This window comes from Enterobacter sp. BIDMC 26, from assembly GCF_000534435.1.
GTDB classification, from domain to species: Bacteria; Pseudomonadota; Gammaproteobacteria; order Enterobacterales; family Enterobacteriaceae; genus Enterobacter; species Enterobacter ludwigii.
In genome coordinates this window covers 2701760-2714225 of the sequence record NZ_KI973182.1, presented here as the reverse complement: position 1 = coordinate 2714225, position 12466 = coordinate 2701760, and the positions used below count along the sequence as shown (strand labels likewise).

At 54.0% G+C, this 12466-nt stretch carries 12 protein-coding genes; 10 read left to right on the top strand and 2 right to left on the bottom strand.

Translation table 11 applies throughout. From position 1 onward, the window contains the following. Nucleotides 1–7: 7 nt before the first annotated feature. Nucleotides 8–1336: an ATP-dependent RNA helicase SrmB gene (gene srmB, locus L462_RS10730; RefSeq protein ID WP_020882998.1), complete on the bottom strand. Its 1329-nt coding sequence runs from the start codon at nt 1334–1336 to the stop codon at nt 8–10. A gap of 132 nt (nt 1337–1468) precedes the next feature. Between srmB and L462_RS10735 the strand changes: the two genes are divergently transcribed. Beyond that, on the top strand, nt 1469–2206 hold the full coding sequence (locus L462_RS10735; protein ID WP_032678703.1) for a tRNA(1)(Val) (adenine(37)-N(6))-methyltransferase TrmN: 738 nt from the start codon (nt 1469–1471) through the stop codon (nt 2204–2206). On the opposite strand, the gene nadB is transcribed toward L462_RS10735, so the two are convergent. Continuing rightward, nucleotides 2191–3810 carry an L-aspartate oxidase gene (gene nadB, locus L462_RS10740; protein ID WP_020883000.1) on the bottom strand — a complete coding sequence of 540 codons (1620 nt, stop codon included), beginning with the start codon at nt 3808–3810 and terminating at the stop codon, nt 2191–2193. The genes L462_RS10735 and nadB overlap by 16 nt on opposite strands. 424 nt (nt 3811–4234) lie before the next feature. Here nadB and rpoE point away from each other — a divergent pair, with 424 nt between their 5' ends. The 9 genes from rpoE to recO all read left to right on the top strand — a co-directional run bounded on the left by rpoE (nt 4235) and on the right by recO (nt 12417). Next, nucleotides 4235–4810 carry an RNA polymerase sigma factor RpoE gene (rpoE, locus tag L462_RS10745; protein ID WP_006176728.1) on the top strand — a complete coding sequence of 192 codons (576 nt, stop codon included), beginning with the start codon at nt 4235–4237 and terminating at the stop codon, nt 4808–4810. A 31-nt stretch (nt 4811–4841) separates the two neighbouring features. Further along, nucleotides 4842–5492, top strand: a complete 651-nt coding sequence (rseA, locus tag L462_RS10750; protein ID WP_025203448.1) for an anti-sigma-E factor RseA — start codon at nt 4842–4844, stop codon at nt 5490–5492. Continuing rightward, nucleotides 5492–6445 (top strand): sigma-E factor regulatory protein RseB, encoded by a 954-nt coding sequence (rseB, locus tag L462_RS10755; protein ID WP_014171218.1) that lies wholly within the window; start codon nt 5492–5494, stop codon nt 6443–6445. The genes rseA and rseB overlap by 1 nt, the downstream gene beginning before the upstream one ends. Next, entirely contained in the window at nt 6442–6918 is a 477-nt protein-coding gene (gene rseC, locus L462_RS10760; protein ID WP_014171217.1) for a SoxR-reducing system protein RseC, read from the top strand. Before rseB ends, rseC begins: the two co-directional genes overlap by 4 nt. 185 nt (nt 6919–7103) lie before the next feature. Continuing rightward, nucleotides 7104–8903: a translation elongation factor 4 gene (gene lepA, locus L462_RS10765; protein WP_014171216.1), complete on the top strand. Its 1800-nt coding sequence runs from the start codon at nt 7104–7106 to the stop codon at nt 8901–8903. A 15-nt stretch (nt 8904–8918) separates the two neighbouring features. Continuing rightward, nucleotides 8919–9893 carry a signal peptidase I gene (gene lepB, locus L462_RS10770; protein WP_014171215.1) on the top strand — a complete coding sequence of 325 codons (975 nt, stop codon included), beginning with the start codon at nt 8919–8921 and terminating at the stop codon, nt 9891–9893. Nucleotides 9894–10115: 222 nt separating this feature from the next. Further along, nucleotides 10116–10796 carry a ribonuclease III gene (gene rnc, locus L462_RS10775; protein ID WP_003860711.1) on the top strand — a complete coding sequence of 227 codons (681 nt, stop codon included), beginning with the start codon at nt 10116–10118 and terminating at the stop codon, nt 10794–10796. Next, the gene (gene era / locus L462_RS10780) at nt 10793–11698 is read left to right on the top strand and encodes a GTPase Era (RefSeq protein WP_014171212.1); all 906 of its coding nucleotides are present in this window, start codon (nt 10793–10795) and stop codon (nt 11696–11698) included. Before rnc ends, era begins: the two co-directional genes overlap by 4 nt. An 11-nt stretch (nt 11699–11709) precedes the next feature. Then, nucleotides 11710–12417, top strand: a complete 708-nt coding sequence (gene recO, locus L462_RS10785; protein ID WP_014171211.1) for a DNA repair protein RecO — start codon at nt 11710–11712, stop codon at nt 12415–12417. Nucleotides 12418–12466 lie beyond the last annotated feature (49 nt).

The following is a 12466-nucleotide window of genomic DNA, read 5'->3' as shown; positions in this document are numbered from 1 at the left end:
CTTTTTTTTACTCTTCAGTTTTCGTCTCTGGTGCGGCAGAGCTTGGTTTACGGCGTTTACCAATATTCTTGGTATCGCGGTGGCGCTGCTTCACGCGCGGCTTCTCTTTTTCTTTCTCTTTTTTCTCAGCACGTTTTGCGAGCGCTTTTTTAGACGGTTTGCCCGTCATTTTTTCACTCGGTGCACGTGTGGTCGGGCGAAGCTCATCAATAACGCGTGCTTTCAGTGGCTCATCAACGTAGCGGCCAATTTTCTGCAGCAGCAGGTAGTCATGCGCTTCGACCAGAGAGATCGCGATACCTTTGCGTCCGGCACGGCCGGTACGGCCAATGCGGTGCAGATAGGTGTCGCCGCTGCGTGGCATATCGAAGTTAATGACGTGACTGACGTCCGGAATGTCGATCCCGCGTGCAGCAACGTCTGTTGCGACCAGCACGTTCACGCGACCATCAGTCAGGCGTTTAATCCCTTCGGTACGCTTAACCTGCGCCATCTCGCCTTCGAGATAGCAGTTATTGATTCCGGCATTACGCAGCATTTCAGCCAGTTCATGCACACGCTCGCGCTTACGCACAAAGACGATGGTACGGGTGGCATCGTCCTGCTTCAGCAGGTGCTTAAGTAACTCAACCTTGTGTTCAAGGTTATCTGCACGGTAATACCACTGGTGGATCTTCTTGCGCTCGCGCGTGGACGGCGTCGCGGAAACTTCCACCGGATCTTCCAGCAGGCGCTCTGCGAAGTCTTTGATCGCGTCCCCTTCAAGGGTGGCAGAGAACAGCATCGTCTGGTTACGCCAGCGTGTCTCACCCGCGATATGTTCGATATCCTGCGCGAAGCCCATGTCCAGCATGCGGTCAGCTTCATCCAGAATCAGTGTTTCTACCGCGCGGCAGTCGAAGTTCTCTTCTTTAATGTACTGCAGCAGGCGACCGGTCGTCGCAACGACGATGTCCTGATTTTCGCTGAACACTTCGGCGTGGTTCATATACGCAACGCCGCCAGTGATCGTGGCGATATCCAGATGGGTATTGGCCGCCAGCTCGCGGGCGTGATCGGCAACCTGCATCGCCAGCTCGCGCGTCGGCGTCAGGATCAAAATACGCGGCGGGCCTGATTTTTTACGTGGAAAATCGAGCAGATGCTGCAACACAGGCAGCAAGTAAGCCGCTGTCTTCCCCGTGCCGGTTGGCGCAGAACCGAGCACATCGCGGCCCTCAAGCGCAGGCGGAATGGCCGCTGCCTGAATGGCGGTCGGGCGTGTAAAGCCTTTGCTCTCAAGTGCATTGAGCAGGCTTTCATCGAGTTCAAGTTCGGAAAAAGTCGTTACAGTCATGTTCTACCTCTGTGTGGGGCGCTGATTATAGACGTTACGGCTGTAATCTTCATCTGTTTGTATGGATATCGCTTTGCGGCCACTTCGCTTTCCCCTATGCTACTCCAGTTTCACTTAGAAGGTTGCCCTGACATGTCTCAACTCAAAGCGCAGTTGCGCCGCGATGGTTTTACGTTTAAACAATTTTTTGTCGCTCACGATCGCTGTGCCATGAAAGTCGGTACAGACGGTATTTTACTGGGTGCCTGGGCACCTGTCGCAGGTGTAAAGCGTATTCTGGATATTGGGACGGGCAGCGGACTGTTGGCGCTGATGCTGGCGCAACGTACCGAAGCGCATGTCACCATAGATGCGGTGGAGTTGGATGCGCAGGCGGCGGAGCAGGCGAGTGAAAATGCGGCTGAATCTCCGTGGGCCGCCCGGATTAACGTTGAATGTGCAGATGTGCTCGACTGGACGCCGGAGCAAACCGCGCGTTACGACCTGATTGTCAGCAATCCTCCCTACTACACGCCCGGAGTTGAGTGCGGAACGCCTGAGCGTGAACAGGCCCGTTATACCGGCTCTCTCGACCATAAGGCGCTGCTGATCAGTGCCGCAGAGCTTATTTCAGAAGAAGGGTTTTTCTGCGTGGTTCTGCCAGAAAGCACCGGCAATGCGTTTATTGGCATAGCGCAAGAGATTGGCTGGAAATTACGTTTACGCACTGATATTGCAGATACCGAAGGGCGATTGCCGCACCGCGTGCTGCTGGCGCTCTCACCCAAAGAAGGTGAATGCTTTAACGACCGAATGGTGATCCGTGGGCCAGACCAGCGTTATTCCGAAGATTACACCGCTCTGACCCAGGCGTTTTATCTGTTTATGTGAACCTGCGGGGAGAGGATCGACGGGCCGGACTCGGCCAGTTGATCGGGGTAGTCGAGGGTATAGTGCAAACCGCGGCTCTCTTTGCGCATCATCGCGCAGCGAACAATCAATTCGGCAACCTGAACCAGATTGCGCAGCTCCAGCAGATTATTGGATACGCGGAAATTGGCATAATATTCATCGATTTCCTGCTGCAGCATCGTGATACGGCGTAATGCGCGTTCAAGACGTTTCGTGGTCCGCACAATCCCGACGTAGTCCCACATAAACAGCCGCAGTTCGTGCCAGTTATGCTGAATAACGACCAGCTCATCCGGGTTCTCCACGCGGCTTTCATCCCATGCAGGCAGGTTTTCAGTCTGACGGGCGTAAGGCATGCGCTTCGTGATATCTTCCGCGGCAGACCAGCCGTAAACCAGACACTCCAGCAGTGAGTTCGACGCCATCCGGTTCGCGCCATGAAGCCCGGTATAACTTACTTCACCGATAGCATACAGGCCATCCACATCGGTGCGACCATGATCGTCAACCATTACGCCCCCGCAGGTATAGTGGGCGGCAGGCACGATGGGCACCGAATCGCGGGTTAAATCAATCCCCAGACCCAGCAGCTTTTCGTAGATCATCGGGAAATGCTGGCGGATAAACTCTGCCGGCTTATGGCTGATGTCCAGATACATGCAGTCCACGCCAAGACGCTTCATTTCATGGTCGATGGCGCGGGCAACGATATCGCGCGGTGCCAGCTCGCCCCTGGGGTCAAAGTCCGGCATAAAGCGGGAGCCGTCAGGACGTTTCAGGTATGCGCCTTCACCGCGCAGGGCTTCCGTCAGCAGGAAATTACGCGCCTGAGGATGGAACAGGGCGGTCGGGTGAAACTGGTTGAATTCAAGGTTTGCCACGCGACAACCGGCGCGCCAGGCCATGGCGATCCCGTCTCCGGAGGCAATATCGGGGTTGGTGGTATACTGATACACTTTGGATGCACCGCCAGTCGCCAGCACCACGGCCTTCGCCTGACAGGTCTCAACCTTCTCTTTATTGCGATTCCAGACCCAGGCACCCACGACACGACGTGTACCCGGAAGGCCAATCTTGTCGGAAATAATCAGGTCAACGGCATTGCTGCGCTCAAGGACCCGAATGTTAGGATGGCTGAGGGCTTTGCTGACCAGCGTGGTTTCGACTTCTTTACCGGTAGCGTCTGCGGCATGCAGGATACGGCGGTGGCTATGCCCGCCTTCGCGGGTCAGGTGGTAGCTCTCTTCACCGTTTGGCTGCACCTGTGTATCAAATAATACGCCCTGATCGATCAACCACTGCACGCAATGACGGGCATTACTGGCCACAAACTCTGCGGCATGCGCATCCACGATCCCGGCCCCGGCAATCAGCGTATCGTCGACATGCGACGCAATGCTGTCTGTCTCGTCAAACACGGCGGCAATACCGCCCTGGGCATAAAACGTAGAACCTTCACTTATCGGCCCTTTGCTCAGAACGATAACGCTCTGATGTTCGGCCAGACGCAGTGCCAGGGAGAGACCGGCAGCGCCGCTACCGATGATCAGTACATCACAATGCAGTTCAGGTGTTGTGTTCATGATTTTTGTTTAATTTACTAAACAGTGTTTGGTCAGAATAGCATCCGAATGCGAGATATCGCACGTTTTTTTTGATGTGAGTTGTAACCGCTAAACTCGAGGCGGAGGATTAAAACCACGTAAAAGAAAGAAAATATTTTGCGAAGCAGATCGTTAGCGTCAGATTTTGTGGTGAAATAAAGACTGGGTTGCGTTACTCTTCTGGCGGGAAAAGAGATGTTTCTTGTCATAAAGTGGTGCGTATCGTGAACAGACTTATAATGAGAGAAAATGAACAGTCTGCGGCGCGATGAACAAAAACAAAGGCGTTACGGAACTTATTGAAGATCAGACACTCTAATTCGGTGCTTGCTCAAAGTGCGGTTTTTTAAGAGTGGCGTTTCGATAACGCGTGGAATTTAGGTTTGGGGAGACATTACCTCGGATGAGCGAGCAGTTAACGGACCAGGTCCTGGTTGAACGGGTCCAGAAGGGAGATCAGAAAGCCTTTAACTTACTGGTGGTGCGCTACCAGCATAAGGTGGCGAGCCTGGTTTCCCGCTATGTACCGTCAGGCGATGTGCCTGATGTAGTACAAGAGTCTTTTATTAAGGCCTATCGCGCGCTGGATTCATTCCGGGGAGATAGTGCTTTTTATACCTGGCTGTACCGTATTGCGGTCAATACGGCAAAGAATTATCTGGTCGCTCAGGGTCGCCGTCCGCCTTCAAGTGATGTGGACGCAATCGACGCCGAAAACTTCGAAAGTGGCGGTGCGCTGAAAGAAATTTCGAACCCTGAGAACTTAATGTTGTCAGAAGAACTGAGACAAATCGTTTTTCGCACGATCGAGTCGCTCCCGGAAGATTTACGCATGGCAATTACGTTACGGGAGTTGGATGGTCTGAGCTATGAAGAGATAGCCGCCATCATGGATTGTCCGGTCGGCACGGTACGTTCACGTATTTTCCGTGCGCGAGAAGCAATTGATAATAAAGTTCAACCGCTTATCAGGCGTTGACGATAGCGGGATACTGGAAAAGGTATTAGGCATGCAGAAAGAAAAACTTTCCGCTTTAATGGATGGTGAAACGCTGGATAGTGAGCTGCTCAACGAGCTGTCTCATTCTCCCGAAATGCAAGAGACCTGGGAGAGTTACCATCTCATCCGTGACACCCTTCGCGGTGACACCGGCGAGGTTCTCCATTTCGATATCTCAGCTCGCGTGATGGCGGCCATTGAAAATGAGCCTGTCCGTCAGACCACTCCGCTGATTCCTGAAGCTCAACCTGCGCCTCACCAGTGGCAGAAAATGCCGTTCTGGCACAAGGTGCGTCCGTGGGCCAGCCAGCTCACCCAAATGGGTGTGGCTGCATGCGTATCGCTTGCAGTTATCGTTGGCGTCCAGCACTATAATACTCAGTCTGAAACTAATCAGCAGCCAGAAGCGCCAGTGTTCAACACACTGCCGATGATGGGCAAAGCCAGCCCGGTAAGTTTGGGTGTTCCGGCTGATGCATCCGCCAGCGGCGGCCAGCAACAGCAGGTTCAGGAGCAACGCCGTCGCATTAATGCGATGTTGCAGGATTACGAGTTGCAGCGGCGTCTGCACTCTGAACAGCTTCAGTTTGAGCAGGCACAAACCCAGCAAGCGGCTGTGCAGGTGCCCGGAAACCAAACTTTAGGAACGCAATCGCAGTAATGAAGCAACTTTGGTTCGCCATGTCTCTGATGGCGGGTAGCCTGTTCTTCTCTGCCAACGCCTCGGCTGATGTTTCATCCGGGGCGTTGTTGCAGCAAATGAATCTGGCCAGCCAGTCACTCAATTACGAGTTGGCATTTATCAGTATCAATAAGCAGGGCGTCGAGTCGTTACGATACCGCCATGCCCGTCTTGATAACCAGCCGCTCGCCCAGCTTTTACAGATGGATGGCCCGCGTCGGGAAGTTGTCCAGCGTGGTAACGAAATCAGTTATTTCGAACCCGGTCTGGAGCCTTTCACGCTGAATGGCGATTATATCGTCGATTCTCTGCCATCGCTTATCTACACCGACTTCAAACGTCTTGCGCCTTACTATGATTTCATTTCAGTAGGGCGTACGCGCATTGCGGACAGACTGTGTGAGGTGATCCGCGTTGTTGCCCGTGACGGAACGCGCTACAGCTATATCGTCTGGATTGACGCCGAAACCAAGCTGCCAATGCGTGTAGACCTGCTTGACCGTGATGGTGAAACGCTGGAACAGTTCCGCGTTATCTCCTTTAGCGTGAACAATCAGGTGGGTAATAGCATGCAGAATCTGGCGAAAGCCAGCCTGCCGCCGTTGCTTTCGGTACCGGCGGGTGATTCCGTCAACTTCAACTGGGTTCCTTCCTGGATCCCGCAAGGGTTTAGCGAAGTCTCCAGCAGCCGCCGACAACTGCCAACCATTGAAACACCGGTTGAATCGCGTCTTTATTCCGATGGTTTGTTCAGTTTCTCGGTGAACATTAACCGCGCATCGGCAAACAGTTCTGAACAAATGCTTCGTACCGGACGCAGGACGGTCAGCACCACGGTTCGCGATAATGCAGAGATCACCATTGTGGGTGAATTACCGCCACAAACGGCGAAGCGTATTTCCGACAGCATTAAATTCAGGGCTGCACAATGATTAAAGAGTGGGCTACGGTCGTATCGTGGCAGAATGGCATTGCGCTGGTGAGCTGTGATGTTAAGGCCTCATGCAATAGCTGTGCTTCCAGAGCCGGTTGCGGTAGCCGCGTGCTGAATAAGCTCGGGCCGCAAACCTCGCATACCATTTCCGTGCCAAGCGATCGGCCGCTGATGGTGGGGCAAAAGGTGGAGCTGGGAATTGCAGAAGGTAGCCTGCTCACGTCCGCCATGCTGGTTTATCTCTCTCCGCTGGTGGGGCTGTTTGTTATGGGCGGCGTATTCCAGATGCTGTTTGGTACCGATGTGGCCGCCATGTGTGGTGCGGCATTGGGCGGCGTAGGGGGATTCTGGCTGGCCAAAGCTCTTTCCCCGAAGCTCGCCGCACGCGAAGAGTGGCAGCCTGTTATTCTCAGCGTTGGGCTAGCACCCGACCAGCTTCGTGTTGAGACGCTCTCTTCTGAGGCCCGGTGATCCATCGGGCTTTGGCCTTTTTTACGTCCTAAAACAGAAAACGCCATTTCTTCACGCTATACCTGGCGCTAAGTACATTTCCAGGTAACGGGGATGTAGTGTAGAATGCGGCGTTTTCGCACTGAAAAACGTCAGGCTAAGAACAGCGGCCTCCAGGAATTCGTAAGGCATAATTATTTAACTATATGAAGAACATACGTAACTTTTCGATCATTGCTCACATTGACCACGGTAAGTCGACGCTGTCTGACCGTATTATCCAGATTTGCGGTGGCCTGTCTGATCGTGAAATGGAAGCCCAGGTTCTGGACTCCATGGACCTGGAACGCGAACGCGGTATCACCATCAAAGCGCAGAGCGTTACGCTTGATTACAAAGCGGCTGATGGCGAAATCTACCAGCTGAACTTTATCGACACCCCAGGCCACGTTGACTTCTCCTATGAAGTTTCACGCTCGCTGGCGGCCTGTGAAGGCGCGCTGCTGGTTGTGGATGCCGGGCAGGGCGTTGAAGCCCAGACCCTGGCAAACTGCTACACCGCGATGGAAATGGATCTCGAGGTTGTGCCGGTTCTGAACAAAATTGACCTGCCAGCTGCCGATCCTGAGCGCGTAGCGGAAGAGATTGAAGATATTGTCGGCATCGACGCGACCGATGCGGTGCGCTGCTCCGCTAAAACGGGCGTGGGCGTGACCGACGTGCTGGAACGCCTGGTGCGTGATATCCCGGCACCAGAAGGTGACCCGGATGCCCCGCTGCAGGCGCTGATCATCGACTCCTGGTTTGATAACTACCTGGGCGTTGTCTCGCTGGTGCGTATTAAAAACGGCACCATGCGTAAAGGCGACAAAATCAAGGTAATGAGTACTGGCCAGGTTTACAACGCTGACCGTCTGGGTATCTTCACGCCAAAACAGGTTGACCGTACCGAGCTGAAATGTGGCGAAGTAGGCTGGTTGGTCTGCGCCATTAAAGACATCCTCGGCGCGCCAGTGGGCGATACCCTGACCGGTGCACGTAACCCGGCAGACAAAGCGCTGCCAGGCTTTAAAAAGGTTAAACCGCAGGTTTACGCGGGTCTGTTCCCGGTCAGCTCTGACGACTATGAAAACTTCCGTGATGCGCTCGGCAAGCTGAGCCTCAACGATGCTTCCCTGTTCTATGAACCAGAAAGCTCCACGGCGCTGGGCTTCGGCTTCCGCTGCGGCTTCCTTGGTCTGCTGCACATGGAGATCATCCAGGAGCGTCTGGAGCGTGAATACGATCTGGATCTGATCACCACGGCACCGACCGTTGTGTACGAAGTGCAGACCACCAACAAAGAGATCGTCTACGTCGATAGCCCGTCCAAGCTGCCGCCGCTGAACAATATCGAAGAACTGCGCGAGCCCATTGCAGAGTGTCATATGCTGCTGCCGCAGGAGTTCCTGGGTAACGTTATTACGCTGTGTATTGAGAAGCGTGGCGTACAGACCAACATGGTGTACCACGGTAATCAGGTTGCGCTGACGTACGAAATCCCTATGGCGGAAGTGGTCCTCGACTTCTTCGATCGTCTGAAGTCTACCTCTCGTGGCTATGCGTCACTGGATTACAACTTCAAACGCTTCCAGGCGTCTAACATGGTGCGTGTGGACGTGCTGATCAACGGCGAGCGTGTGGATGCGCTGGCACTGATCACTCACAACGACAATGCGCCATACCGTGGCCGTGAGCTGGTTGAGAAGATGAAAGAGCTGATCCCGCGTCAGCAGTTTGATATCGCGATTCAGGCCGCCATCGGTAACCACATTATTGCCCGTTCTACTGTGAAACAGCTGCGTAAAAACGTTCTGGCGAAATGCTACGGCGGTGACGTCAGCCGTAAGAAAAAGCTGCTGCAGAAACAGAAAGAAGGTAAGAAGCGTATGAAGCAGGTCGGTAACGTCGAACTGCCGCAGGAAGCATTCCTTGCCATCCTTCATGTTGGTAAAGACGGCAAATAACCCTAAGGAGTTGGCATGGCGAACATGTTTGCCCTGATTCTGGTCATTGCTACCCTGGTGACAGGTTTGTTGTGGTGTCTGGATAAGTTTATTTTCGCCCCAAAACGCCATGAACGTCAGGCTGCTGCACAGGCAGCCACTGGCGATGGGCTGGACGCGAAAACCCTGAAGAAAGTCGGCCCGAAACCGGGCTGGCTGGAAACCGGGGCATCGGTATTTCCGGTGCTGGCGATTGTGCTGGTTGTCCGCTCGTTTATTTACGAGCCGTTCCAGATCCCGTCTGGTTCAATGATGCCAACGCTGCTGATTGGCGATTTTATTCTGGTTGAGAAGTTTGCCTACGGGATTAAAGATCCGATCTACCAGAAAACGCTGATCGAAACCGGTCATCCAAAACGTGGCGACATCGTGGTGTTTAAATACCCGGAAGATCCGCGTCTGGATTACATCAAGCGTGCCGTGGGACTGCCGGGTGACAAAGTCACCTACGATCCGGTGGCGAAAGAAGTTACCGTTCAGCCTGGCTGCAGCTCCGGTACCGCGTGTGAAAACGCGCTGCCAATCACTTACTCAAACGTTGAGCCAAGTGATTTTGTGCAGACCTTTGCTCGCCGTAACGGCGGTGAAGCGACCAGCGGTTTCTTCCAGGTGCCCAAAGGCGAGACCAAAGAGGACGGTATTCGCCTGGTAGAACGTAAAGAGACGCTGGGTGATGTGACCCACCGTATCCTCACCGTGCCAATCGCGCAGGATCAAGTGGGGATGTACTACCGGCAGCCGGGCCAACAGCTGGCCAGTTGGATCGTACCACCGGGACACTACTTCATGATGGGTGATAACCGCGATAATTCCGCGGACAGCCGTTACTGGGGCTTTGTGCCGGAAGCGAATCTGGTAGGTAAAGCGACCGCTATCTGGATGAGTTTTGAGAAGCAGGAAGGCGAATGGCCGACCGGCGTTCGCCTGAATCGTATCGGCGGGATCCATTAATTCTCATTAAATGAACGCGTAGCCGCTTTAATTAGCGGCTACGTGAATTATTTCAGCGATAAATCTCTTTGGACTAACGACATCCCCTGTCGTTGTGTATAGAATATTCCCCCGAAGTTTAAGGTTGGCCCTGCAAGGGTGCCACGGCACACGAAACCGCGTTGGTCTTCTCAGGTCGGTTTCGTGTGCTGCATTTTTGACGCATTCATTTACTGGTATCGCATGAACCCCATCGTAATTAATCGGCTTCAACGGAAGCTGGGCTACACTTTTCATCATCAGGAGTTGTTGCAACAGGCATTAACCCACCGCAGTGCCAGCAGCAAGCATAATGAGCGCCTCGAGTTCCTGGGTGACTCTATTTTAAGTTTCGTGATCGCGAATGCGCTTTATCATCGTTTCCCACGTGTGGACGAAGGTGATATGAGCCGCATGCGCGCGACGCTGGTTCGGGGTAATACCCTGGCGGAAATCGCTCGTGAATTTGAACTGGGCGAATGTCTGCGACTTGGGCCGGGTGAACTGAAAAGCGGCGGCTTCCGTCGTGAATCTATTCTTGCCGACACGGTCGAAGCATTAATTGGTGGTGTGTTCCTGGACAGCGATATTCAGACCGTAGAAAAGCTGATCCTTAACTGGTATCAAACCCGTCTGGACGAAATCAGTCCGGGCGATAAACAAAAAGATCCGAAAACGCGTCTGCAGGAATATTTGCAGGGTCGCCACCTCCCGCTGCCATCCTATCTGGTGGTACAGGTGCGGGGCGAAGCGCACGATCAGGAATTTACCATCCATTGCCAGGTCAGTGGCCTGAGTGAACCGGTGGTCGGCACAGGTTCTAGCCGTCGTAAGGCTGAACAGGCTGCCGCCGAACAGGCGTTAAAAATGCTGGAGCTGGAATGAGCGAAGAAAAAACGTATTGCGGGTTTATTGCTATCGTCGGACGTCCGAACGTTGGCAAATCTACCCTGTTGAATAATCTGCTTGGGCAGAAAATTTCCATTACTTCCCGTAAGGCGCAGACCACGCGTCACCGCATCGTCGGTATCCACACGGAAGGCGCCTATCAGGCGATCTACGTTGATACCCCGGGCCTGCACATGGAAGAGAAGCGCGCCATCAACCGCCTGATGAACAAGGCGGCGAGCAGCTCGATTGGCGACGTAGAGCTGGTGATTTTCGTGGTGGAAGGCACCCGCTGGACGCCTGACGACGAAATGGTGCTGAACAAACTGCGCGACGGTAAAACGCCGGTGATCCTTGCGGTCAACAAAGTGGACAACGTGCAGGAAAAAGCCGATCTGCTGCCGCACCTGCAGTGGCTGGGAAGCCAGATGAACTTCCTTGATATCGTCCCGCTGTCTGCCGAGACCGGTCTGAACGTCGATACCATCGCAGGCATCGTGCGCAAACATCTGCCGGAAGCGATTCATCACTTCCCGGAAGATTACATCACCGATCGTTCTCAGCGCTTTATGGCCTCTGAGATCATCCGTGAAAAACTGATGCGTTTCCTTGGCGCGGAACTGCCGTACTCCGTAACGGTTGAGATTGAACGTTTTCAGACCAACGAACGCGGCGGCTATGACATCAACGGCCTGATCCTCGTTGAGCGTGAAGGGCAGAAGAAGATGGTGATCGGCAACAAAGGTGCCAAGATCAAAACCATCGGCATTGAAGCGCGCAGAGACATGCAGGACATGTTTGAAGCCCCGGTTCACCTTGAACTGTGGGTGAAGGTGAAATCAGGCTGGGCCGATGATGAGCGTGCATTGCGCAGCCTCGGTTACGGCGACGACGTCTAAGACTGAACATCGTGGATGGATGGCAGCGTGCCTTTGTCCTCCATAGCCGTCCGTGGAGCGAGACCAGCCTTATGCTGGACGTTTTCACGGAAGAGTCGGGCCGTGTGCGCCTTGTTGCTAAAGGCGCACGTTCCAAACGCTCCGGCCTGAAGGGCGCCTTACAGCCTTTCACTCCGCTGCTGGTACGCTTCGGCGGGCGTGGGGAAGTCAAAACCCTGCGCAGTGCCGAAGCCGTCTCTCTGGCGCTCCCCCTTTCTGGTATCACGCTGTACAGCGGTCTCTATGTCAACGAACTCATCTCACGTGTTCTGGAGCATGAGACTCGCTTCTCTGAACTTTTCTTTGATTACCTGCACTGTATCCAGGCGCTGGCCGGCGCTACCGGTACGCCCGAACCTGCCCTGCGTCGTTTTGAACTGGCGCTGCTTGGACACCTGGGCTATGGGGTCGATTTTTTGCATTGTGCAGGGAGCGGAGACGAGGTAGAGGATGCGATGACCTATCGCTACCGTGAAGAAAAAGGCTTTATCGCCAGCGTTGTGATAGATAACAGCACCTTTACCGGGCGACAGCTTAGAGCGCTGTATGCGCGCGAGTTTCCCGATCAGGATACCCTTCGCGCAGCAAAACGCTTTACCCGGATTGCGCTCAAGCCGTATCTTGGCGGCAAGCCCTTAAAGAGCCGCGAATTGTTCAGGCAGTTTATGCCGAAACGTTAACGTATCAGACCCTCGCTCCAGCCCTCTCATTGAGGGAGAGGGAGGCAGG